The 22,684-nt window shown below is 64.5% G+C and carries 21 protein-coding genes; 18 read left to right on the top strand and 3 right to left on the bottom strand.

Annotated elements, in window-relative coordinates:
* From nuoF to mtnK, 14 genes are all read left to right on the top strand, one after another.
* Positions 1-1,326 (top strand): NADH-quinone oxidoreductase subunit NuoF, encoded by a 1,326-nt coding sequence (gene nuoF, locus QW868_RS01720; protein ID WP_315738269.1) that lies wholly within the window; start codon positions 1-3, stop codon positions 1,324-1,326.
* Between the two features lie 103 nt (positions 1,327-1,429).
* Positions 1,430-3,499, top strand: a complete 2,070-nt coding sequence (gene nuoG / locus QW868_RS01715; RefSeq protein ID WP_316229783.1) for an NADH-quinone oxidoreductase subunit NuoG — start codon at positions 1,430-1,432, stop codon at positions 3,497-3,499.
* Between the two features lie 10 nt (positions 3,500-3,509).
* Positions 3,510-4,580, top strand: coding sequence for an NADH-quinone oxidoreductase subunit NuoH (nuoH, locus tag QW868_RS01710; protein ID WP_315738267.1), 1,071 nt, complete (start codon positions 3,510-3,512; stop codon positions 4,578-4,580).
* 7 nt (positions 4,581-4,587) lie between these two features.
* Positions 4,588-5,076 (top strand): NADH-quinone oxidoreductase subunit NuoI, encoded by a 489-nt coding sequence (gene nuoI / locus QW868_RS01705; protein WP_006611003.1) that lies wholly within the window; start codon positions 4,588-4,590, stop codon positions 5,074-5,076.
* A 9-nt stretch (positions 5,077-5,085) separates the two neighbouring features.
* The gene (locus tag QW868_RS01700) at positions 5,086-5,724 is read left to right on the top strand and encodes an NADH-quinone oxidoreductase subunit J (RefSeq protein WP_316229782.1); all 639 of its coding nucleotides are present in this window, start codon (positions 5,086-5,088) and stop codon (positions 5,722-5,724) included.
* Positions 5,721-6,029, top strand: coding sequence for an NADH-quinone oxidoreductase subunit NuoK (nuoK, locus tag QW868_RS01695; protein WP_006611001.1), 309 nt, complete (start codon positions 5,721-5,723; stop codon positions 6,027-6,029). Before QW868_RS01700 ends, nuoK begins: the two co-directional genes overlap by 4 nt.
* A gap of 65 nt (positions 6,030-6,094) precedes the next feature.
* The gene (nuoL, locus tag QW868_RS01690) at positions 6,095-8,167 is read left to right on the top strand and encodes an NADH-quinone oxidoreductase subunit L (RefSeq protein WP_315775067.1); all 2,073 of its coding nucleotides are present in this window, start codon (positions 6,095-6,097) and stop codon (positions 8,165-8,167) included.
* Complete coding sequence (locus tag QW868_RS01685; protein WP_316229781.1) at positions 8,164-9,672, top strand: NADH-quinone oxidoreductase subunit M; 1,509 nt, start codon at positions 8,164-8,166, stop codon at positions 9,670-9,672. The genes nuoL and QW868_RS01685 overlap by 4 nt, the downstream gene beginning before the upstream one ends.
* 29 nt (positions 9,673-9,701) lie before the next feature.
* On the top strand, positions 9,702-11,129 hold the full coding sequence (nuoN, locus tag QW868_RS01680; protein WP_316229780.1) for an NADH-quinone oxidoreductase subunit NuoN: 1,428 nt from the start codon (positions 9,702-9,704) through the stop codon (positions 11,127-11,129).
* Positions 11,130-11,933, top strand: a complete 804-nt coding sequence (locus tag QW868_RS01675) for a biotin--[acetyl-CoA-carboxylase] ligase (RefSeq protein WP_315780238.1) — start codon at positions 11,130-11,132, stop codon at positions 11,931-11,933. It abuts the gene before it with no gap.
* Positions 11,934-13,604 (top strand): ribonuclease J, encoded by a 1,671-nt coding sequence (locus tag QW868_RS01670; protein ID WP_316229779.1) that lies wholly within the window; start codon positions 11,934-11,936, stop codon positions 13,602-13,604.
* A 45-nt stretch (positions 13,605-13,649) separates the two neighbouring features.
* Positions 13,650-14,054: a methylmalonyl-CoA epimerase gene (gene mce, locus QW868_RS01665; protein WP_315738260.1), complete on the top strand. Its 405-nt coding sequence runs from the start codon at positions 13,650-13,652 to the stop codon at positions 14,052-14,054.
* 15 nt (positions 14,055-14,069) lie between these two features.
* Entirely contained in the window at positions 14,070-14,345 is a 276-nt protein-coding gene (locus tag QW868_RS01660) for a DUF1467 family protein (protein WP_315756747.1), read from the top strand.
* A gap of 102 nt (positions 14,346-14,447) precedes the next feature.
* Complete coding sequence (gene mtnK / locus QW868_RS01655; RefSeq protein ID WP_316229778.1) at positions 14,448-15,749, top strand: S-methyl-5-thioribose kinase; 1,302 nt, start codon at positions 14,448-14,450, stop codon at positions 15,747-15,749.
* Between the two features lie 231 nt (positions 15,750-15,980).
* Here mtnK and QW868_RS01650 read toward each other — a convergent pair whose 3' ends face one another.
* The 3 genes from QW868_RS01650 to QW868_RS01640 are packed head-to-tail and all read right to left on the bottom strand — an operon-like array spanning position 15,981 to position 19,568.
* Complete coding sequence (locus QW868_RS01650; RefSeq protein ID WP_315775060.1) at positions 15,981-17,018, bottom strand: ABC transporter permease; 1,038 nt, start codon at positions 17,016-17,018, stop codon at positions 15,981-15,983.
* Positions 17,019-17,028: 10 nt separating this feature from the next.
* The gene (locus QW868_RS01645; protein ID WP_315780233.1) at positions 17,029-18,534 is read right to left on the bottom strand and encodes a sugar ABC transporter ATP-binding protein; all 1,506 of its coding nucleotides are present in this window, start codon (positions 18,532-18,534) and stop codon (positions 17,029-17,031) included.
* Positions 18,535-18,545: 11 nt separating this feature from the next.
* Positions 18,546-19,568, bottom strand: a complete 1,023-nt coding sequence (locus QW868_RS01640; protein WP_315711569.1) for a sugar ABC transporter substrate-binding protein — start codon at positions 19,566-19,568, stop codon at positions 18,546-18,548.
* 197 nt (positions 19,569-19,765) lie between these two features.
* On the opposite strand from QW868_RS01640, the gene QW868_RS01635 reads away from it, so the two are divergent.
* The 4 genes from QW868_RS01635 (at position 19,766) to QW868_RS01620 (ending at position 22,674) form a co-directional block, all read left to right on the top strand.
* Positions 19,766-20,611: a metallophosphoesterase family protein gene (locus QW868_RS01635; RefSeq protein WP_316229777.1), complete on the top strand. Its 846-nt coding sequence runs from the start codon at positions 19,766-19,768 to the stop codon at positions 20,609-20,611.
* A gap of 533 nt (positions 20,612-21,144) precedes the next feature.
* The gene (locus QW868_RS01630) at positions 21,145-21,510 is read left to right on the top strand and encodes a DUF2946 family protein (protein WP_315780229.1); all 366 of its coding nucleotides are present in this window, start codon (positions 21,145-21,147) and stop codon (positions 21,508-21,510) included.
* Between the two features lie 138 nt (positions 21,511-21,648).
* On the top strand, positions 21,649-22,167 hold the full coding sequence (locus QW868_RS01625; RefSeq protein ID WP_315738252.1) for a copper chaperone PCu(A)C: 519 nt from the start codon (positions 21,649-21,651) through the stop codon (positions 22,165-22,167).
* Between the two features lie 39 nt (positions 22,168-22,206).
* Complete coding sequence (locus QW868_RS01620) at positions 22,207-22,674, top strand: DUF2946 family protein (protein WP_316229776.1); 468 nt, start codon at positions 22,207-22,209, stop codon at positions 22,672-22,674.
* The last annotated feature ends 10 nt before the right edge of the window (positions 22,675-22,684 follow it).

The raw sequence follows: 22,684 nt of genomic DNA, 5'->3' as shown, positions 1-22,684 counted from the left end.
ATGCTCGACGACAAGGACCGCATCTTCACCAACCTCTATGGCCTGCACGATTGGGGCCTCGAAGGCGCACGCCGGCGCGGCAGCTGGGACGGCACCAAGGCGCTGATCGAAAAGGGGCGTGACTGGATCATCAACGAGATGAAGGCCTCGGGCCTGCGTGGCCGCGGCGGAGCCGGATTTCCGACCGGCCTGAAATGGTCGTTCATGCCGAAGGAATCGACCGACGGCCGGCCGAGCTATCTCGTGGTCAACGCCGACGAGTCCGAGCCCGGCACCTGCAAGGATCGCGAGATCATGCGGCATGATCCGCATCATCTCGTCGAGGGCTGTCTGCTCGCCAGCTTCGCGATGAATGCGCATGCCTGCTACATCTATGTGCGCGGCGAGTTCATCCGCGAGCGCGAGCGGCTGCAGGCGGCGATCGATCAGGCCTATGAGGCCAACCTGATCGGCAAGAACAACATCCATGGCTGGCCGTTCGATGTCTACGTCGCCCACGGCGCCGGCGCCTATATCTGCGGCGAGGAGACCGCGCTGCTGGAGAGCCTCGAGGGCAAGAAGGGCCAGCCGCGGCTGAAGCCGCCATTCCCGGCCAATGTCGGCCTCTATGGCTGCCCGACCACGGTCAACAACGTCGAGTCGATCGCGGTGGCGCCGACCATCCTGCGCCGCGGTGCGGCGTGGTTTGCCGGCATCGGCCGTCCGAACAATGTCGGCACAAAACTGTTCTGCATCTCCGGTCACGTCGAGCGGCCCTGCAACGTCGAAGAGGCGATGGGCATCCCGTTCCGCGAGCTGATCGAGAAGCATTGCGGCGGCATCCGTGGCGGCTGGGATAATCTGAAGGCGGTGATTCCGGGCGGCTCGTCGGTGCGCATGGTGCCGGCCGATCAGATCATCGACACGCCGATGGATTTCGACAGCCTGTCGAAGCTGCGCTCCGGTCTCGGCACCGCCGCCGTGATCGTGATGGACAAATCGACCGACCTGATCCGGGCGATCGCGCGCATCTCCTATTTCTACAAGCATGAGAGCTGCGGCCAGTGCACGCCGTGCCGCGAGGGCACCGGCTGGATGTGGCGCGTGCTGACCCGCATGGCCGAGGGCCGGGCGCACAAGCGCGAGATCGACATGCTGCTCGAGGTCACCAAGCAGATCGAGGGGCACACGATCTGTGCGCTGGGTGACGCCGCGGCGTGGCCGATCCAGGGCCTGATCACGCATTTCCGTCACGAGATCGAAGCGCGGATCGACCAGTATTCGCACAAGGCCGATGTCGACGACGTCGGCGTGCGCGATCCCGCGCACATGGTGGCGGCGGAGTAGGCGATGGCAGGCCGACCTGCCAGCAAGGTTTTCCTTCGCGCCTGTCGCGCCTTCACGGTGCGCGACGGCGCGGTGGCTTGTGGTTTGAGAGAGATGTGAGGCAATGACCAAGATCATCATCGATGGCAAAGAGATCGATGTGCCGCCGGAGTACACGCTGCTGCAGGCGTGCGAGGCGGCAGGCGCCGAGATCCCGCGCTTCTGCTATCATGAGCGGCTGTCGATCGCCGGCAACTGCCGGATGTGCCTCGTCGAGGTGAAGGGCGGACCGAAACCGGTCGCGAGCTGCGCCTGGGGCGTGCGCGATTGCCGGCCGGGCCCGAAGGGCGAGCCGCCGGAAATTTCGACCCGGTCGCCGATGGTCAAGAAGGCACGCGAAGGCGTGATGGAATTCCTTCTGATCAACCATCCGCTCGACTGCCCGATCTGCGACCAGGGCGGCGAGTGCGACCTGCAAGACCAGGCGATGGGCTATGGTGTCGACACCAGCCGCTTCGCCGAGAACAAGCGCGCGGTCGAGGACAAGTATCTCGGCGCGCTGGTCAAGACCTCGATGAACCGCTGCATCCAGTGCACGCGCTGCGTCCGCTTCTCGGCGGAGGTCTGCGGCGTGCCGGAGATGGGCGCGATCGGCCGTGGCGAGGACATGGAGATCACGACCTATCTCGAGCAGGCGCTGAGCTCGGAGCTGCAGGGCAATCTGGTCGACATCTGCCCGGTGGGCGCGCTGACCTCCAAGCCTTATGCGTTTGCGGCGCGTCCCTGGGAGCTCGGCAAGACGCAGTCGATCGACGTGATGGACGGCGTCGGTTCGGCGATCCGCGTCGACACCCGCGGCCGCGAGGTCATGCGCATCCTGCCGCGCATCAATGACTCCGTGAACGAGGAGTGGATCTCCGACAAGACGCGTCATGTCGTCGACGGCCTGCGCACGCAGCGGCTTGACCGTCCTTATGTTCGCGAGGATGGCAAGCTCCGCGCTGCATCCTGGCCGGAAGCGTTCAAGACGATCGCGACCAAGCTGTCGCGCATCGACGGCAAGCGCATCGGCGCGATTGCCGGCGATCTCGCCGCAGTCGAGGAGATGTACGCGCTCAAGGATCTGCTCGCCAAACTCGGCTCGACCAACGTCGCGGTGCAGGGCGGTGACAGCTTCGATGCCAAGCTCGGCCGTGCGTCCTACCTGTTCAATCCGACCATCGCCGGCATCGAGCAGGCCGACGCGATCCTGATCGTCGGTGCCAATCCGCGCAAGGAAGCGGCTGTGCTCAACGCCCGCATCCGCAAGCGTTGGCGCTCCGGTCAGCTCAAGGTCGGCGTCGTCGGTCCCAAGGCCGATCTGACCTATGCGTACGAGCACATCGGCGCTGGCACCGACTCCCTGAGCGACGTCGCTGCCGGCAAGCATTCGTTCGCGACCACCTTCCGTAACGCCAAGAACCCGATCGTGCTGGTCGGCGCCGGCGCCGCAGCGCGCCACGACGGTGCGGCGATCCTGTCGCTGGCCGCCAAGATCGCGATGGACGTCAACGCCGTGCGCGACGACTGGAACGGTTTTGCCGTGCTGCACAATACGGCGTCGCGGGTCGGCGCCCTCGACATCGGCTTCAACGGCACCGGACTGACCGGCGCCCAAATGACCACCTTCGGCACGATGGACGTGATGTTCCTGCTCGGCGCCGACGAGGTCGAGGTGCCCGAGGGCGTGTTCACCGTCTACATCGGCACCCACGGCGACCGTGGCGCGCATCGCGCCGACGTGATCCTGCCGGGCGCAGCCTACACCGAGAAGTCCGGCCTCTACGTCAACACCGAGGGCCGGGTTCAGGTCGCCGGCCGCGCCTCGTTCCCGCCGGGTGAGGCGCGCGAGGACTGGGCGATCATCCGCGCGCTGTCCGACGTGCTCGGCAAGAAGCTTGGCTACGACTCGCTGGCCGCTCTGCGCGCTGCGATCATCAAGGCCGTGCCGCATCTTGGCCGCATCGACCAGATCGAGGCGGGCAAGATCGCCGACATCAAGACCCTGGCGGGCAAGGGCGGCAACCTCGAGAAGGCGCCGTTCAAGCCGCTGATCGACGACTTCTATCTCACCAACCCGATCGCGCGCGCATCGGCGGTCATGGCGGAATGCTCCCGCCTGGCCTCCGGGCAGATGCTGACGGCAGCGGAGTGAGCGTGACCTGATGGCTGATTTCTTTGCAAGCTCGTTCTGGACCGGCTTCCTCTGGCCGCTGATCGTCATGGTCGCGCAGAGCGTCCTGCTCCTCGTCGTCCTGCTGGTCGCGATTGCCTACATCCTGCTGGCCGACCGCAAGATCTGGGCGGCGGTGCAGATCCGCCGGGGTCCCAACGTGGTCGGGCCCTGGGGCCTGTTTCAGTCCTTCGCCGACCTGCTGAAGTTCGTGCTCAAGGAGCCGATCATTCCGGCCGGCGCCAACAAGGGCGTGTTCCTGCTGGCGCCGCTGGTCTCCTGCGTTTTGGCGCTGGCGGCCTGGGCGGTGATCCCGACCAATCTCGGCTGGGCGATCGCCGACATCAATGTCGGCATCCTCTTCATCTTCGCGATCTCGTCGCTGTCGATCTACGGCATCATCATGGCCGGCTGGTCGTCGAACTCGAAGTACCCGTTCCTGGCGGCGCTGCGCTCGGCGGCGCAGATGGTGTCCTACGAGGTCTCGATCGGCTTCGTGATCATCACGGTGCTGCTGTGCGCCGGCACTCTGAACCTCTCGGCGGTGGTCGAGGCGCAGCATGCCCGCGGGCTTGCGAGCCTGATCGGCCTGCCGCAGCTGACGATCCTGAACTGGTACGTCTGGCCGCTGTTCCCGATGTTCGTGGTGTTCTACGTCTCGGCGCTGGCCGAGACCAACCGTCCGCCCTTCGATCTCGTTGAGGCGGAATCGGAACTCGTCGCCGGCTTCATGGTGGAATACGGCTCGACGCCGTACCTGCTGTTCATGCTCGGCGAGTATGTCGCGATCACCACGATGTGCGCGCTGGCGACGATCCTGTTTCTGGGCGGCTGGCTACCGCCGATCGACCTGCCGCCGTTCAACTGGGTGCCGGGCGTCATCTGGTTCTCGCTCAAGCTGTTCTTCATGTTCTTCCTGATCGCGATGGCGAAAGCGATCGTGCCGCGCTACCGCTACGACCAGTTGATGCGACTGGGCTGGAAAGTGTTCCTGCCGCTGTCGCTGGCCATGGTGGTCATCGTCGCAGGCGTGCTGCACTTCGCCGGCATCGCGCCGAAATGAGGCTGTCATGAACATTTCCGCCACCGCACGGTCGCTGCTGCTGCAGGAGTTCGTCTCCGCGTTCTTCCTCGCGATGCGTTACTTCTTTCAGCCCAAGCCGACCCTGAACTATCCGTTCGAGAAGGGCCCGATCTCGCCGCGCTTCCGCGGCGAGCACGCGTTGCGCCGCTATCCCAACGGCGAGGAGCGCTGCATTGCCTGCAAGCTCTGCGAGGCCGTCTGCCCTGCGCAGGCGATTACCATCGAGGCCGGCCCGCGCCGCAACGACGGCACCCGCCGCACGGTGCGCTACGACATCGACATGGTGAAGTGCATCTATTGCGGCCTGTGCCAGGAGGCCTGCCCGGTCGACGCCATCGTCGAGGGACCAAACTTCGAGTTCGCGACCGAGACCCGCGAGGAGCTGTACTATGACAAGGCCAAGCTGCTCGCGAACGGCGACCGCTGGGAGCGCGAGATCTCCAAAGCCATCGCGCTCGACGCGCCGTACCGCTGAGGCCGTCCGATGATCCTTCCTGCGCTCTTCTTCTATCTCTTCGCGGCGGTCTGCGTAGCCTCGGCCGTGATGGTGATCGTCTCCAAGAACCCCGTTCATTCGGTGCTCTATCTGATCCTCGCCTTCGTCAACGCCTCCGGCCTGTTCGTGCTGATGGGAGCCGAATTCCTGGCGATGATCCTGGTCGTCGTCTATGTCGGCGCGGTTGCGGTGCTGTTCCTGTTCGTGATCATGATGCTCGACGTCGACTTCACGGAACTCCGCGAGGGCTTCCTGCAGTATATGCCGATTGGCCTCGTCATCGGCGGCATCTTCCTGTTCGAGCTGCTGCTGACGGTGTCGTATTGGGTCATCAACCCCTCGACGCCGAAGGCGATCACGGCGGAGATCCCGACCAACGTCACCAATACCGAGGCGCTCGGCCTCGTGCTGTATACGAAGTACATCCATTACTTCCAGCTGTCGGGCATGATCCTGCTGGTGGCGATGATCGGCGCGATCGTGCTGACCCTGCGTCACAAGGCCAGTGTCAAGCGCCAGGACATCAACGTCCAGAACGCCCGCACGCCCGAGATGGCGATGGCGGTCCGCAAGGTCGCGGTCGGGCAGGGGCTGCAGGATACGGACGCCGCGGAGTGGGTGAAATGACCATCGGATTGGGGCACTACCTCGCCGTCGCCGCGATGCTGTTCACGCTCGGCATCCTCGGCATCTTCCTGAACCGCAAGAACATCATCGTCATCCTGATGTCGGTCGAGCTGATCCTGCTCGCGGTGAACATCAACCTGGTGGCGTTCTCCACCTTCCTCGGCGACATCGTCGGGCAGGTGTTCGCGCTGCTGGTTCTGACCGTTGCGGCGGCGGAAGCCGCGATCGGCCTCGCCGTGCTGGTGGTCTACTTCCGCAACCGCGGCTCGATTGCGGTTGAAGACGTCAATCTGATGAAGGGCTAAGGGCGCATGATCCGCACAGATGGGGGCCGGCTTGCCGGCAAGGTCATGCGTAAGGGGACGGGCGAATGATCCAGGCCATTGTCTTTCTGCCGCTGCTCGGCGCGATCCTGGCCGGCCTGATCGCGCTGCTGGGGGCGCATGGACGCCACCCGAGCGGCGATGTGGTCGAGCATCATCACGACGACGGCCATCACCACGGCGCCGCCGACGCGCAGGCACATGACGATCACGGTCATGGGCACGATGACCATCATGTCGCCGAGCCGCCCGCGGCCGGCACCTGGGCCGCGCAGGTGATCACGACGGCGCTGTTGTTCGTGTCGGCCGGCCTATCCTGGGCGATGCTGATCAGCGTCGGCTTCATGCATCATGAGGCCGGGGTCAAGGAGCTGCTGCCCTGGATCAATTCCGGCGAGCTGCAGGTCTCCTGGGCGCTGCGCGTCGATACGCTGACGGCGGTGATGCTCGTCGTCGTGACCAGCGTGTCCTCGCTCGTGCATCTCTATTCGATCGGCTACATGGATGAGGATCCGAACCGTCCGCGCTTCTTCGCCTATCTCAGCCTGTTCACCTTCGCGATGCTGATGCTGGTGACGGCGAACAACCTCGTGCAGCTGTTCTTCGGCTGGGAGGGCGTCGGTCTCGCCAGCTACCTGCTGATCGGCTTCTGGTTCCAGAAGCCGTCGGCCAACGCTGCCGCGATCAAGGCCTTCGTCGTCAACCGCGTCGGCGATTTCGGCTTCGCGCTCGGCATCTTCGCCGTGTTCCTGCTGGCGAAGTCGACCGACTTCGAGACCATCTTCAACGCCGCGCCGAGCTTCGCGGGCAAGACCATCAACTTCCTCGGCTGGAATGCCGACGCACTGACGCTGACCTGCCTGCTGCTGTTCATGGGTGCGATGGGCAAGTCGGCGCAGTTCCTGCTGCACACCTGGCTGCCGGACGCGATGGAAGGTCCGACCCCGGTCTCGGCGCTGATCCACGCCGCGACCATGGTCACCGCCGGCGTGTTCATGGTGGCGCGCCTGTCGCCGCTGTTCGAGCTCGCGCCCAATGCGCAGGCCGTGGTGATGTTCTTCGGCGCGACCACGGCGTTCTTCGCCGCGACCGTCGGCCTCGTGCAGAACGACATCAAGCGCATCGTCGCGTACTCGACCTGCTCACAGCTCGGCTACATGTTCGTGGCGATGGGAGCAGGGGCCTACTCGGTCGGCATGTTCCACCTGTTCACGCACGCCTTCTTCAAGGCGTTGCTGTTCTTAGGGTCAGGCTCGGTGATCTACGCGATGCACCACGAGCAGGACATCCGCAACATGGGCGGCCTGTGGCGCAAGATCCCGTACACCTTCGCGGTGATGACGGTCGGCACGCTGGCGTTGACCGGCTTCCCCGGCTTCGCAGGCTTCTTCTCCAAGGATGCGATCATCGAGGCTGCGTACGCCGCACACAATCCGTTTGCGACCTACGCGTATTTCCTCACCATTGTCGCCGCCGGCCTGACCTCGTTCTATTCCTGGCGTCTGGTGTTCAAGACCTTCTTCGGCACGCCGCACGACCAGCACCACTACGATGCCGCACATGAGAGCCCGATCTGGATGCTGATCCCGATCGGCGTGCTCGCGGCAGGCTCGATTCTGGCTGGCCTCCCGTTCAAGGGTGTGTTCACCGATCCCCATGGTGTCGAGCACTTCTTCGGCGAGTCGCTGAAGATGAACCCGCACATCCTGGAGGACATGGAGCATATGCCGTTCTGGCTCGCTCAACTGCCGTTCATCATGATGGTGCTGGGCTTTGCGGTCTCCTACTTCTTCTACATTAGTCGTCCGGACATCCCGGAGGAGCTGGCCGCCCAGCAGCCGCTGCTCTACAAGTTCCTGCTCAACAAGTGGTACTTCGACGAGCTGTATGACGTGATCTTCGTCCGTCCTGCGAAGTGGCTCGGCCGCTTCCTCTGGAAGAAGGGCGACGGCTTCGTCATCGACGGGTTCGGTCCGGATGGTGTCTCGGCGCGGGTGCTCGACATCACGCGCAACGTCGTCAAGATCCAGACCGGATATCTCTATCACTATGCCTTTGCCATGCTGATCGGCGTCGCCGGCCTGATCACCTGGTTCATGTTCATGGGGGGCCAGCAATGACCACCTGGCCAATTCTCTCTGTCGTCACCTTCCTGCCCATCGTCGGCGCGCTGCTGATCTATCTGGTGCGCGGCGACGACGAGGCGGCCCGTCGCAACGCGCGCTGGATCGCGCTGTGGACCACGCTGATCACCTTCGCGGTGTCGGTGATCCTGGTGCTGCGCTTCGATCCGGCACAGACCGACTTCCAATTCGTCGAGAAGTCGAACTGGCTGGCGGCCGGCATCAGCTATCACATGGGCGTCGACGGCATCTCGCTGCCGTTCGTGATCCTGACCACCGCTTTGATGCCGTTCTGCATCATCGCGAGCTGGAAGTCGGTCACCAACCGGCTGCGCGAATACATGATGGCGTTCCTGATCCTGGAAACGCTGATGGTTGGCACGTTCTCCGCGCTCGACCTCGTTCTGTTCTATCTGTTCTTCGAGGGCGGCCTGATTCCGATGTTCCTGATCATCGGCGTCTGGGGCGGCCCGCGCCGGGTCTACGCCTCCTTCAAGTTCTTTCTCTACACGCTGCTTGGCTCGGTGCTGATGCTGCTCGCCATCATGGCGCTGTACTGGAACGCCGGCACGACCGACATTCCGACCTTGATGCATACGGCGGTGCCGCGCTCCTTGCAGACCTGGGCATGGCTTGCCTTCTTCGCCTCCTTCGCGGTGAAGATGCCGATGTGGCCGGTTCACACCTGGCTGCCGGATGCGCACGTCGAGGCGCCCACCGCGGGCTCGGTGATTCTCGCCGCGATCCTGCTGAAGATGGGCGGCTACGGCTTCCTGCGCTTCTCGCTGCCGATGTTTCCGCTGGCGTCGCACGACTTCGCGCCGCTGGTCTTTACGCTCTCGGCGATCGCGATCATCTACACCTCGCTGGTCGCGCTGATGCAGGAGGACATCAAGAAGCTCATTGCGTACTCCTCGGTGGCACATATGGGCTTCGTGACGATGGGCATCTTCGCCGGCACCATGCAGGGCGTCGCCGGCGGCGTGTTCCAGATGATCTCCCACGGCATCGTCTCGGGCGCGCTGTTCCTCTGCGTCGGTATCGTCTACGACCGGATGCACACCCGCGAGATCGCGGCCTATGGCGGCCTCGTCAACCGGATGCCGGTCTATGCGCTGGTGTTCATGGTGTTCACCATGGCCAATGTCGGCCTGCCCGGCACCTCCGGCTTCGTCGGCGAGTTCATGACCCTGCTCGGCACTTTCAAGGTGTCGATCCCGACCGCGTTCTTCGCGACCTTCGGCGTCATCCTCTCGGCGGCCTACGCGCTGTGGCTCTACCGCAAGGTGGTGTTCGGTGCGCTGAGCAAGCCGTCGCTGGCCAGCATCAAGGATCTCACCCTGCGTGAGGGCGTGATCCTGTTTCCGCTGGTGGCGCTGACCATCCTGTTCGGCGTTTATCCGAAGCCGATCCTCGATATGTCGGCGGCGTCGGTGCAGCAGCTCGTCAACAACTACAATACCGCCGTGACGGCCGTGAAGGCCGCCGCGCTGCTCCAATGATGAGACCTTGAGGGGTCGGGACACAGACGATGATCGAGAATCTTGGGCCTCAGCTTTGGGTGGTGTTGCCGGAGCTGCTGTTGGCCGTGGGGGCCATGGCGCTGTTGATGCTGGGCGCGTTTCGCGGACAGGGGACGACGGGGCTCATCACCTGGCTGGCGGTCGCTCTGCTGATCGTGGTCGGCATCCTGGTGCTCGGGCAGCCGGGCGGCCAGGCGTTCGGCGGCAGCTTCATCGCTGACAGCTACGCGCGCTTCCTGAAGATCCTGGCGCTGATCGGCTCGATCGCGACGCTGATCATGTCGGTCGAATTCCTGTCGGCGCCGGACCGCCGCATCTTCGAATATGCGATCCTGGTGCTGCTCTCGACCTTGGGCATGCTGGTGCTGATCTCGGCCGGCGACCTGATCACGCTCTACCTCGGTCTCGAGCTGATGTCGCTCGCGCTCTACGTTGTCGCGGCCAGCCATCGTGACAACGTCAAGTCGACAGAGGCCGGCCTGAAGTACTTCGTGCTGGGCGCGCTGTCCTCCGGCATGCTGCTCTACGGCGCCTCGCTGATCTACGGCTTCACCGGCACGGTGAGCTTTGCCGGGATCGCAGCGGCGACGAAGACCGGCAGCGTCGGCATCATTTTCGGCCTCGTCTTCCTGTTCGCCGGCATGTGCTTCAAGGTCTCGGCGGTGCCGTTCCACATGTGGACGCCGGACGTCTACGAAGGCGCGCCGACGCCGGTGACGGCGTTCTTCGCCTCCGCGCCCAAGGTCGCGGCGATGGCCGTGTTCGCGCGCGTCGCGCTGACCGCGTTCCCCGGCATCACCTTCCAATGGCAGCAGATCATCGTGTTCGTCTCGATCGCCTCGATGGCGCTCGGCTCGTTCGCCGCGATCGGCCAGACCAACATCAAGCGCCTGATGGCCTATTCCTCGATCGGCCACATGGGCTTCGCGCTGGTCGGTCTCGCCGCCGGTACGGTCGAGGGCGCGCAGGGCGTGCTGACCTACATCGCGATCTACGTCGCGATGACGCTCGGCTCCTTCGCCGTGATCATGGCGATCAAGCGCAACGGCCAGTCGTTCGAGAAGATCAGCGATTTTTCGGGACTTTCGCGCACCAATCCGCTGCTCGCCTTCTTCTTCGCGATGCTGCTGTTCTCGCTGGCCGGCGTTCCTCCGCTCGCGGGCTTCTTCGCCAAATGGTACGTGTTCGTCGCCGCGATCAAGGGCGGGCTGTTTACACTGTCGGTGATCGGCGTCCTTACCAGCGTGGTCGGCGCCTACTATTATCTGCTGATCGTCAAGACGATGTATTTCGACGAGCCGCTGCCTACGCTCGATCCCGTCAGGATCGAGCTGCGCACCGTGCTCGCGATCTCCGGCATCTTCAACATCCTGTTCTTCGCCTATCCCGGCCCGCTCGTCAGCGCGGCGGCGGCCGCGGCGAAATCGCTGTTCTAGATGACGTTTGCGCTAGGGTCCCAGGCCGCCAAGGCTGGCTACGGACTCGTCACGTTCGACCAGACCGGCTCGACCAATGTCGAGGCGCTGAAGTCAGCCCGAGAGGGCGGCAGGGCGCCATGCTGGTTCGTCACATCGGAGCAGACGGCCGGGCGCGGCCGGCGCCAGCGTCCGTGGATCGCCCCGCGTGGCAATCTGGCCTCGAGCGTGCTGGAAGTGCTGAACGTGGCTCCTGCGATCGCAGCCACACTCGGCTTTGCCGCAGGCCTCTCCATCGAGAGCGCGTTGCGCCAGGTGAGCATCGAGGCTGCGCTGCGGTCCGGAGCACACGCGTCATTTGCGCTGAAATGGCCGAACGACGTTCTCGCTGACGGCCGCAAGATCGTCGGCATGCTGCTCGAGGCGGAGCAGGTGGCTGGCGGATTGGCGGTGGTCGCCGGCATTGGAACCAACGTGGTGGCGGCGCCGCTGGATACCCCGACACCGGCGGTATCGTTGGCGGACCTCGGCATCCAGGTGACCGCCGAGGATCTGTTCTCGGCGCTGTCGGATGCCTGGGTCGAATATTTCGGCATCTGGAACGAGGGGCGGGGCTTCGGTGATATCCGCAGGCTCTGGCTGGAGCGGGCGGCAGGCCTCGGCCAGCCGGTCGCCATCAGGTCCGGACATGCTATCATCGAGGGGATTTTCGACACGATCGACGAACAGGGTTGTATGCTGGTGCGGACCGCGGAGGGACGATTGGAGCCGATCACGGCCGGTGATGTTCATTTCGGCTCGGTCGCATCCAAAGGAGCGGTCTAGATGGCACGTCCCGACGAACTGACATTTGCGCCGCTCGGAGGTGTCGGCGAGATCGGCATGAACCTGTCGATCTACGGGCTCGGCAATCGCCACCAGCGCTCGTGGCTCGCGATCGATCTTGGCGTCTCCTTCGGCGATGAGGAGCATCTGCCGGGCATCGACCTGATCATGCCCGACGTCGCCTTCCTGGAGAAGGAGCGCAACAACCTGGTCGGCCTCGTGCTGACACACGCGCATGAGGACCATTTCGGCGCCATCATCGATCTGTGGCCGCGGCTGAAATGCCCGATCTACGCGACCAAGTTCAGCGCGGCGCTGTTCGAGGCCAAGTGCGAGGCTGAGCGCCTCCCGGCCAAGATCCCGGTCAAGGTGATCCCCTCCGGCGGCCGCGTCGACATCGGTCCGTTCAACGTCGAGTTCATTCCGGTCGCGCATTCGATCCCTGAATCGCACGCGCTAGCGATCCACACCGAGGTCGGCACCGTCCTGCACACCGGTGACTGGAAGATCGATCCGACGCCGGTGTTGGGCGCGCCGACGGATGAGAAGCGGCTGCGCGAGCTCGGCGACGCCGGACTTCTCGCCTTGATCGGGGATTCCACCAACGCGGTGCGCGAGGGACGCTCGCCGTCGGAGGCCGAAGTTGCCAAGACGATTACGACCCTGGTCAAGGAGGCGCGCGGCCGCGTGGCCGTGACCACCTTCGCCTCCAACGTCGCGCGTATCCGCGCCGTCGCCGAAGCGGCGCGCGCGGCCGAGCGCGAGGTCGTCATCGTCGGCCGCGCCATGGAGCGCGTGGTCCAGGTCGCGCGCGAGACCGGTTATCTCGATGGCGTGCAGAACTTCCGCGGCATGGACCTCTACGGCCACTTTCCGGCCGACAAGGTGCTGGCGCTGTGCACGGGCAGCCAGGGCGAGCCGCGCGCCGCGCTCTCGCGCATCGCCAATGACGATCATCCGCTGGTCACCTTGAACAAGGGCGACACTGTCATCTTCTCGTCGCGCACCATCCCCGGCAACGAGAAGGCGGTCGGCGCCGTCATCAACGGGCTGGTGCAGCAGGGTATCGAGATCATCACCGACCGCAATCATCTGGTTCATGTCTCCGGCCATCCGCGCCGCGACGAGCTGCGCGACATGATCGCGTGGACGCGGCCGCAGCTCCTGATCCCCGTCCATGGCGAGGCGCTGCATCTGCACGAGCATGCGCAACTCGCGCGCGCCTGCGGCGTGCCCAAGGTGATCACCTGCCGCAACGGCGATCTTGTCAAACTTGGTCCCGGCGATCCCGGAATCATCGACCAGCTGCCGGCAGGCCGCCTCTACAAGGACGGCACCATCGTCGAGGACTCGAAGTCGCGCGCCGTGGTCGAGCGTCGCAAGATGGCCTTTGCCGGCTGCATCTTCGTGGCGCTCGCCATCACCGAGAAGGGCGAGCTGGCCGACGATCCGGAAGTCGACATGGTCGGCATCCCCGAGAAGAATGCGGCGGGCGAGGAGATGGACGACATCGTCTTCGATGCTGTCGTTTCGACCTTCGAAGGGCTGCCGCGGGCGCGCCGACGCGATTCGGACGCAGCGGCAGAATCCGTCCGGCGGGCGGTGCGTTCGGCGGTCAATGAGCAATGGGGCAAGAAGCCGATCTGTCTCGTTCACGTCCTGGAAGTCTGACGCAGGCCGATCAAACGGCGGTTCAAAAGAAAAGTGGAGGTTGTCATGCTGGGCCGGCTCAACCACGTCGCCATCGCGGTCAAGGACGCCGAAAAGGCCGCCAAGATCTACGGCGCGGCGTTCGGCGCCGAGATATCCCCAGCCGTCCCGTTGCCTGAGCACGGCGTGATCACCGTGTTCGTGACCCTGCCCAATACCAAGATCGAGTTCATTCAGCCGCTGGGCGAAGCGTCGCCGATCGCGAAGTTTCTCGAGCGCAATGCGGATGGCGGCATCCATCACGTCTGCTACGAGGTGGCCGACATCATCGCCTCGCGCGACACGCTGATCAAGGAGGGCGCCCGCGTGCTCGGCGACGGCCAGCCGAAGATCGGCGCCCATGGCAAGCCGGTGCTGTTCCTGCATCCGAAGGATTTTTCCGGCGCGCTCGTCGAGATCGAGCAGGCCTGAGGCAGCGGGGCGATCATGGCCTATACGATCTCTACCTGGCTCGCGATCTACTTCGTGCTGTGGTGGGTCATGCTGTTCGTGACCCTGCCGTTCGGCGTGCGCAGCCAGCACGAGACGGGCGGCGGCTCGCCCGGCACCGATCCCGGGGCGCCGACCATCAGCCTGATGGGACGCCGCCTGATCTGGACGACGCTGCTGTCGGCCGTGATCTTCGGCCTTGCGCTGGTGGCCTATCAGGCCGGCTATCTCAGCATCGAGCGACTGTCGCGGCTGATGGGGATTCCGTTCTAGCTGCCGCTCGCATCGCACAACGTTCTCTCGAAGCCGATGCGCGGACGCGCGTCGGCTTTTTTGCTATAGGAGGTCAAAACAAGTTCGACAGGGAGGTTGCGCGTGACGACATCGGCCGAGGCCCGGAACGGGACGCCATCGGGCTATCGCATTCTGAACGAGACTGATCTTCGAAACTATCTCGCGGGGATCCCTTCAGTTGCAGGGCAACTCGGCGGACCGGCCGAGCGCTGGTCGATCACCGAGGTCGGCGATGGCAACCTCAATCTCGTCTTCATCGTCAAGGGATCGTCCGGCGGACTCGCGGTGAAGCAGGCGCTGCCTTACGTGCGGCTGGTCGGCGAGAGCTGGCCGCTGCCGCTGTCACGCGCCCACTATGAGCATCTGGCGCTGACGCATCAGAACCGCCTTGCCCCGGGCCTCGTGCCGGCCATCGTTCATCATGATCCGGCGCTGGCGCTGACGGCGATGGAGCTGCTGGAGCCGCACATCATCATGCGCAAGGGGCTGGTCGCGGGCACGATCTATCCGGCCTTCGTCGATCACATCACGACCTTCATGGCGCGGACGCTGTTCTTCTCGTCCGACCTGGCGCTCTCTGCCGCCGCGAAGAAGGAGGCGATCGCGAGCTTCGCCGGCAATCACGCGCTGTGCAAGATCACGGAGGACCTGATCTTCACCGATCCCTATCGGATCGCTGAGCAGAATCGCTGGACCTCACCATGGCTCGACGCGACCGCGGCCGACATTCGTGCTGATCTCGATCTTCATGTCGCGGTCTCCCGGCTGAAGCTGAGGTTCTTGTCGAGCGCCGAGGCGCTGATCCATGGCGACCTGCACACCGGATCGATCATGGTCACGGAGACTGAGACCCGGGTGATCGATCCGGAATTCGCCTTCTACGGCCCGATGGGCTTCGACGTCGGTGCTGTCCTGGCCAACTTGTTGATGGCCTATTTTGCGTCGGCCGGACACGAGCGCGCGCCCGCCGACAGGGCGGCATTCGAGGGCTGGGTGCTGATCACCGTGGATCAGGTGTGGAGCACGTTCGCGGGCAAGTTCCTGGCGCTGTGGCGCAGCGAGGCCACCGGCGATGCCTATCCGCTCTCGCTGTTTCCCGGTGAAGCAGGAACTGCGCGGCTTGAGGCCGAAGGTCAGGCCTTCATGGCGCGCCTGTTCCAGGATGCCGTCGGATTTGCAGCCGCGAAGATCATCCGTCGTATTCTCGGCCTGGCGCACAACATCGATTTCGAACTGATCGAGGATGAGAAGCGGCGCGCGACCTGCGAGGCGCGGGCATTGCGCTTGGCCCGAACGCTGATGGTGGAGACGGCATCGTTCACGTCGATCGAGGCCGTGACACGCGCCGCGCGCGAGCTGCGTCACTGGCAGCCTGGTTTTTGATTCACGGGGTCAACGTCATTGCGAGGAGCAAAGCGACGAAGCAATCCAGAATCTTCGCAAGCCTCTGGAATGCTTCGCTTCGCTCGCAATGACGGAAACAGATGCGTAGGGTGGGCAAAGGCACGCGGCGACGGTCTGTCGTCGTTTGCACTGTCAGATCGCGCCGTGCCCACCATGTCTCACGTGCCACGTAGCTCGATGGTGGGCACGCGACCGCCCTACGACACACGCTCAATCCGCCGCCTTGGCGCGCAGCCGCTGCGCGTAGACGTTGATCACCAGCGCGGCGAGCAGGATCAGGCCGCGGATCAGAATCTTCAGGAAGCTGTCGATGTTGACGTGGTCGAGGCCGTTGTTGAGCACGCCGAGCACGAACAGGCCGACGATGGTGTTGCCGATGCCGCCGCGGCCGCCGAACAGGCTGGTGCCGCCGACCACGACGGCAGCGATCGAATCCAGCAGGTAGGTGTCGAACTCGTTCTGCTGCGCGCTGCCGAAATGCGCCACGCCGAGCATGCCGCCAATTCCCGAGCACACCGCCGAGATCACCATGACGCTGCCGAGGATCAGCTTGACGTTCAGGCCGGAATACTCCGCTGCCTCGCGGTTGCCACCGACCATGTAGACGTAGCGGCCGAACCGCGTGTAGGTCAGCACGAGGTGCCCCAGCAGCAGCATGAGGGCGGCCACGATCACGATCCAGGGCACCCCCGCCAAGGAGCCGGAGCCGAGCGTCGTGATGATGGGCGGCACCTTGTAGGCGATCTGGCCGCGCACCAGCATGGCCGAAATGCCTGCGGCGATCTGCATCATCGCGAGCGTCATGATGAAGGAGGGAATGCCGATCACGGTCAGGCCGAAGGCGTTGACCACGCCCAGCAGCGCGCACAGCGCCAGCGCGAGCAGGATGGCGGCAAAGCCGGGCATCGGCAAATTGGCGATGTTGACGTAGGACTCCTGCAAGGTGAAATAGGCCACCGCGATGCCGGTCACGTTGGCGATGGCAGCGATCGACAGGTCGATCTCGGCGCACAGGATCACGAAGGTCAGTCCGACCGCGATGATGCCGGTCACCGACACCTGGGTCAGGATGTTGCCGACATTGTCGAGCGTGGCGAAGGATGGACTCGCGATTGCGAAGAACGCGGTGAGGAAGATCAGCGTCAGGAATGGCGCGATGTTGCGCATCTGCGAGCGCAGCAGCGCTGCGACCCCGCCGGCGCGTCGTGGTTGCGCCTCCGGCATCGGAACGGTCTCGCCATGCGCCATGACAATCTCCCTACGCCGCCTCGAGCAGACGGTCTTTGCTGATGGTCTCGCCGGCGAATTCGCGCACGACCTCGCCGCGCTTGAGCACGATGACGCGATCGGCCAGTGACAGGACAGTCTCCGGCTCCGTCGAGAGCACGATGACGGCAATGCCCTGGTCGCGTAGTTTCCGCACGATCTGGATCACGTCACTCTTGGCGCCAACATCCATGCCGCGGGTCGGCTCGCACAGCACCAGGAGCCGGGGCGGGTGGCTGAGCCATTTGGCCAGCGCGACCTTCTGCTGGTTGCCGCCCGAGAGCAGGCCAAGGTCGATCTCGACGTCGGCGGGACGGATCTGCAACTGCTCGACCTGGCGCTTCGCAAGCGCGCGCTCGCGGGCCGGCTTCAGCAGCACCGCGTTGATGCGGTCGAGGATGCTGATCGAGACGTTCTTGTAGACGGGCTCCTGCAGGAACAGCATGTCGCGGCGGCTCTCGGGCACGAAGGCGATGCCGGCGCGGCGCGCATCCGCCGTGCTCTTGAAGCGGTTGCGCTCGCCCGAGACGCGCAGCTCGCCGGCGTCGGGCGCGAGCTTGCCGAATAGGATCCGCGCCAGCTCGAGCTGGCCGCAGCCCATGAAGCCGTAGATGCCGAGCACCTCTCCGGCATGCACCGAAAATGAGACGCGCTTCAAGTTGCGCGCCAGCGACAGGCCCGCGGCCTCGACCACCACCGGCTTGTCGGCCGGCGGCGCGGGCAGGGTGATGTCGTGGGTGTAGCTGTCCTCCAGCGCGTCGCGGCCCTTGCCGATCATGGCCTCGATCAGCGCCGCCTTGCTGGTATCGGCCGCAGGTGTCTCCATGATCTTGCGACCGTTGCGGAAGACGGTCACCTCATCGGAGATGAGCAGAATGTCTTCGATGAAGTGCGAGATGAAGATGATTCCGGTGCCCTGCTCGCGTAGCGCGCGCAAGGTCGCGAACAGCCGTTCGACCTCGGGCGGTGACAGCGCCGAGGTCGGCTCGTCCAGGATGATGATGCGCGCGCCGGAGAACAGCACACGCGCGATCTCGATCAGTTGCTGCAGTCCGATCGGGAGATCGCCGAGCCGGCTCATCGGATCGGCGTCGATCCCGAGCTTCTTGAGCTGTTCGGCGGCCTCGCGCGCCATCCGGCGCCACTGCACGATACCGAGGGCATTGGTCGGCTGGTTGCCGAGAAACACGTTCTCGGCAACCGTGAGATCAGGTGCGACGCTGAGCTCCTGATGCACCATGGCGATGCCGGCCGCACGGGCGTCCCGCACGGAGTTGAAATGAACCTCGCGGCCGTCGAGCAGGAAACGGCCGGAGAAGCCGGTGTGCACGCCGGCGATGATCTTCATCAGCGTGCTCTTGCCGGCGCCGTTCTCCCCGACGAGACCATGGATCTCGCCGGGGCGAAGCGTGAAGTCGACGCCGCGCAACGCGGTGACGCCGCCGAACGACTTGGTGATGTCCTGCAATTCCAGAAGAGGCGGGCGGCTGTTCGACATGGGGAGAGACTTCAGATCAGGAAGTGATCCTCCATCCATTGCATGCCGGCGGCATTGGCCTTGGTCACGACGGGCCCATCGGTGATGACGTGCTTCGGAATGCCCTGGCCGCTCTTCTCGCCGGCGGTGACCGCGGCGACGCCTGCGACGATCGCGCCGCCATGAATACGGCAGGACGGATTGCGGACGGTCGCGAACATGCGGCCCTCGCTGACCGCCTGGATCGCCGGCGGCATGGCGTCGACGCCGCCGATCAGGATGTTGGTGCGGTTGCGCGCCTTCATGATGTTGTAGGCGGCGAGCGCCATGTCGTCATTGTGGAAGAACGCCGCGTCGATCTGCGGGTATTTGGTGAGATAGGTCTCCCACAGCCGTGCCGCCTTCGACACGTCCCAGTCGGCCGGCTGCGTGTCCAGCACCTCGATGTTCGGGAACTGCTTGATCACCGAATTGAAGCCCTTGGCGCGGCCCTGCGCGCCGGTGTGGCCGAGCGCGCCCTGCGTCATGATGATCTTGCCCTTGCCGCCCATCGCAGTCGCCAGAGCCTGCGTGACCGATGCGCCCATGAATTCGTTGTCGGGGGCCAGGAACGAATGGACGTTGATCTGATCCAGCGGCGCGATCAGCGTGTCCATGTCGATCACGGGAATGCCGGCATCGATCATCTTCTGCACCGGCTGCGTCAGCGTTCCGATGCCGAACGCCTGGATGGCGACGAAATCCCACTTCTGCGACGCCATGTTGTCGATCGCGGCGCGCTGCTTCACCGCATCGAGCTGACCGTCGAACCAGGTGACCTCGACATTGAGCAGCTTGCCCCACCATTCCGCAGCCTGCTTGCCCTGGGCGCACCAGGTCGCCTGCAGGCCGGCATTGGAGAAGGCCGCCTTGAGGGGCTTTTCGGAGCGGCCCATCTCGGCGGCCATCGCCGGATTGATGCCGAAGCCGGCGAGAAGGGCCGCCGCAGAGCCCGCGGCCGTCGCCGCCTGGAGAAGATCGCGCCTCGTCGTGGACGTTTTTTTAGTGCCGGACATCCCGTGCTCCCTGTCCCATCGTTGTCCGGCGGCGTCATTGATCGCGCCGCCGAGAGCAGCAGTGTTTCACAACCCCATTGATCACGCCACAGCCGGATGTTGTGCGTTGCACCGAGCGACTGTCGCGCTGCACGCGCGATGTCAGAAAGCCGTGATGTGCTCGTGGTACGCGGCAGCGCAGCTTTGGGAGAGAGCCTTTGGCCACGACACGCATTGCCGTGATCGCCGACATCCATCACGGCCGGGATACACCAACGAAGCGGGGATCGGCGGCGCTGCAATTGCTCGAGCGCTTCGTCACGGAGGTGAACGCCGAAAACATCGATGCGGTCATCGATCTCGGCGACCGGATTTCTGACGAAGATCCCGAGCGCGATCGTCTGCTGCAAAGCGATGTCGCGATGTGTTTTGCAAAGCTTGCGCCGACGCATCATCACGTCAGCGGCAATCATGATGTCGCATTGCTCAGTCTCGCCGACAATGAAGCGATCATGGATCGTCCGAGCGGGTCGCGCGCCCTGATCATCGGCGATGTCAGGTGCGTGTTCTGGCAACCCGACGTGACTCTCACGCCGACGCGCGGCCTTCGCCTCTCCGCGGGCGATCTCGACGCGCTGGTCGAACTGCTCGCGCAGGATGATCGTCCAACCTTGCTCGTCAGCCACGTGCCGTTGTCAGGGCATGCTCAGATCGGCAACTACTACTTCGAAGCCAATCCGGGACACGCGGCCTATGCCGAGACCGACGCAATCCGCACGGCTATCGCGGACGCGCCGTGCCCGATCGTCGCGCTCGCCGGCCATGTTCATTGGAATACGCTGACGACGGTCGATGGCACACCGCATCTGACCTTGCAGTCGTTGACCGAGACGTTCATCTCGGGCGATCCGGCCGAGGCGGCGGGCATTCTCGCGATCGATGATGGTGTGCTGCGCTGGACCGTGACCGGCCGCGAGCCGCTGTCGGTGACACTGCCCTGGCCAGCGGCCAAGGCGCGGTGGCGTGATCCATTGGAGCGCTTTGCGACGGCTGCGGTGGCCTGATGTAATTGCGTGTTCAGGCGGCGTTCATCCGGCCCGCGATACCGTTAACGGGAAATATTGTGGCGCGCTGCGACGACTGCAAAAAAATAGAGCAGGGCAGCGGGCCCTGCTCGGAAATTGTGTCGACCCTTTAGATATCCCGCAAGTTCAGATTTGATCTTGTTAAGCGGGGTGACGCTGCTTGTTGCGCGCCAGGGCTCCTCCCGAGACTTGGACCACCAGACTTCCGCAAGCGTTAGCCTGAGGCCCAAATTCGTAGACGATCTTTTTGCGTTTGTCATCCTTTTCGGCAACGATTGTTCAAAATTCGCGCACTCTCTGAAATGATCGGTAAGTGCTTGCAATTGACGAGTTTTATTTTCGTGTTTTCTCGTGATGGGTGCTGAATTACCGTGAAAGCGGTCGGCCCATCGGTTGCGGCGGGATTGTTCTTAATCAACGACCGCTGGCGAAATGTGCCGACTGTGCCTTGTCCGACCTCGACTCCTGGCGTTCGCTCGGGCACAAGAATTCAGTTCATTTGGCAGGCTTTGATGCGGCAGCGGCTGCAGGCGTTTCTCCCGATCATGCTGATCGCACTGATGGTGCAGATCCTGGCGCCGATCGGTGCTGCCTGGGCGGCGGCTTCAGCCGCGGCTGACCCGCTGCGCGGCCTCGAAATTTGCCACAGCCAGTCTGGTTCCCAGTCGTTGGACGATGAGTCGCCGGCGAAGCTCGCACTCCACGGCTGTTCGCTGTGCTGCCTGGCGCAGCCGGTCACACTGGATGGGCCGGAGCTGTCCGCCATCGCCACACCGCAACGGGAATCGGGCGAGGTCGTGTGGCGCGCCGGTGATCCGGCCGGCCGGATCACCAAGGCCTTCTCGAACGCGCAGGCAAGGGCTCCGCCCGCAGCGTGACGCGCTGGCTGCTGTGCGGCCCTTATCTCCCAAATCGCATAACCACCGTGCGTTGTCTGCTCGGCCGTGACTGGCGCGCGGACACGTGCCAATCGATCGAGCCGCCGGCGCATTGCCGCCAAGAAAAGGATAACCGACATGACCTTCCTCGGACGCTCTCTGCTTGCATTCGCTCTCCTGTTGGGCGGATCTTCTGCCGCCTTCGCCGCGGATGTGAAGGCCGGTGACCTCGTCATCACCCAGCCATGGAGCCGCGCCACGCCGGGCGGCGCCAAGACGGGCGCCGGCTATCTGACCATCGAGAACAAGGGCAGCGCGCCGGACCGCCTCGTCGCAGTGACGGGCGACGTCGCCGGGCGAGTCGAGATTCACGAGATGGCTGTCACCAACGGCGTCATGACCATGCGTCCGCTGGACAAGGGACTCACGATCGAGCCGGGCAAGACCGTCGCGCTGGCGCCGGGCGGCTATCACCTGATGCTGATGGATCTGAAGAGCCCGCTGAAGCAGGGCGACAAGCTGCCGGTCACGCTGGAGTTCGAGAAGGCCGGCAAGGTCGCCGTGACGCTCGAGGTGCAGGCGGTCGGCGCCAAGGGGCCGGGCGGAGAGGGCGGCAGCATGATGAAGCAGCACGATCATTCCGGCATGAAGATGTAGGCCGGGCGCACTGCGACTCCGACGGAGAGGCCGGCCTCGATGCAACGGGTGGTGAACGCTGCCATGACAGCCGGTTCGCTCGCGAGCCGGCTGGTGGCGGTCGGCCGTGCTCGGGGGCCTGCCGCCCGCTTCCGTCGAAAGCTCGGCCGATATCTGCCGGTCGCCCTGCTAGCAATGCTGTTGCAGGTGCTAGCGCCAGTGGCGGCGTCCGCCATGACGGCTGTGACGATCGCGACGGCCGATCCGTTTGGCGGGGTGGTGATCTGTCATGCCGAGACGGATGCGGCGCCATCGAATGGCGATACCGACCGCACCGCCTGCGGCCTCGACTGCGTCATGTGCTGCGTGCTGCACGCTGCCGCGGCGCTCGACGCGCCGCCCGCGCCATTCGATGCGGCTCCGCTGCGTCTGACGGCGTCCATCGTCTGGACTGCGCGCGAGCTCCGCCTCGTTCATCTGCTCGCCCGGGCACAGGCGCAACCAAGAGGACCTCCCTTCCTTTCCTGAGCACAGAAAT

The organism is Bradyrhizobium sp. SZCCHNR1051 (assembly GCF_032489615.1).
Taxonomy (GTDB): domain Bacteria; phylum Pseudomonadota; class Alphaproteobacteria; order Rhizobiales; family Xanthobacteraceae; genus Bradyrhizobium.
Note: the sequence above shows the minus strand (reverse complement) of the source record. Positions and strands in the feature narration are given on the sequence as shown.

What these genes read in the sequence shown, in the direction of transcription:
- QW868_RS01645 (WP_315780233.1), bottom strand. Translation starts at nt 18,534, where the DNA reads ATGTCGAACAGCCGCCCGCCTCTTCTGGAATTGCAGGACATCACCAAG.
- nuoL (WP_315775067.1), top strand. Translation starts at nt 6,095, where the DNA reads ATGATCCAGGCCATTGTCTTTCTGCCGCTGCTCGGCGCGATCCTGGCC.
- QW868_RS01630 (WP_315780229.1), top strand. Translation starts at nt 21,145, where the DNA reads ATGCGGCAGCGGCTGCAGGCGTTTCTCCCGATCATGCTGATCGCACTG.
- QW868_RS01670 (WP_316229779.1), top strand. Translation starts at nt 11,934, where the DNA reads ATGGCACGTCCCGACGAACTGACATTTGCGCCGCTCGGAGGTGTCGGC.
- nuoN (WP_316229780.1), top strand. Translation starts at nt 9,702, where the DNA reads ATGATCGAGAATCTTGGGCCTCAGCTTTGGGTGGTGTTGCCGGAGCTG.
- QW868_RS01700 (WP_316229782.1), top strand. Translation starts at nt 5,086, where the DNA reads ATGATCCTTCCTGCGCTCTTCTTCTATCTCTTCGCGGCGGTCTGCGTA.
- QW868_RS01625 (WP_315738252.1), top strand. Translation starts at nt 21,649, where the DNA reads ATGACCTTCCTCGGACGCTCTCTGCTTGCATTCGCTCTCCTGTTGGGC.
- QW868_RS01620 (WP_316229776.1), top strand. Translation starts at nt 22,207, where the DNA reads ATGCAACGGGTGGTGAACGCTGCCATGACAGCCGGTTCGCTCGCGAGC.
- QW868_RS01650 (WP_315775060.1), bottom strand. Translation starts at nt 17,018, where the DNA reads ATGGCGCATGGCGAGACCGTTCCGATGCCGGAGGCGCAACCACGACGC.
- QW868_RS01660 (WP_315756747.1), top strand. Translation starts at nt 14,070, where the DNA reads ATGGCCTATACGATCTCTACCTGGCTCGCGATCTACTTCGTGCTGTGG.
- nuoG (WP_316229783.1), top strand. Translation starts at nt 1,430, where the DNA reads ATGACCAAGATCATCATCGATGGCAAAGAGATCGATGTGCCGCCGGAG.
- nuoI (WP_006611003.1), top strand. Translation starts at nt 4,588, where the DNA reads ATGAACATTTCCGCCACCGCACGGTCGCTGCTGCTGCAGGAGTTCGTC.
- nuoK (WP_006611001.1), top strand. Translation starts at nt 5,721, where the DNA reads ATGACCATCGGATTGGGGCACTACCTCGCCGTCGCCGCGATGCTGTTC.
- nuoF (WP_315738269.1), top strand. Translation starts at nt 1, where the DNA reads ATGCTCGACGACAAGGACCGCATCTTCACCAACCTCTATGGCCTGCAC.
- QW868_RS01640 (WP_315711569.1), bottom strand. Translation starts at nt 19,568, where the DNA reads ATGTCCGGCACTAAAAAAACGTCCACGACGAGGCGCGATCTTCTCCAG.
- nuoH (WP_315738267.1), top strand. Translation starts at nt 3,510, where the DNA reads ATGGCTGATTTCTTTGCAAGCTCGTTCTGGACCGGCTTCCTCTGGCCG.
- QW868_RS01685 (WP_316229781.1), top strand. Translation starts at nt 8,164, where the DNA reads ATGACCACCTGGCCAATTCTCTCTGTCGTCACCTTCCTGCCCATCGTC.
- QW868_RS01675 (WP_315780238.1), top strand. Translation starts at nt 11,130, where the DNA reads ATGACGTTTGCGCTAGGGTCCCAGGCCGCCAAGGCTGGCTACGGACTC.
- mce (WP_315738260.1), top strand. Translation starts at nt 13,650, where the DNA reads ATGCTGGGCCGGCTCAACCACGTCGCCATCGCGGTCAAGGACGCCGAA.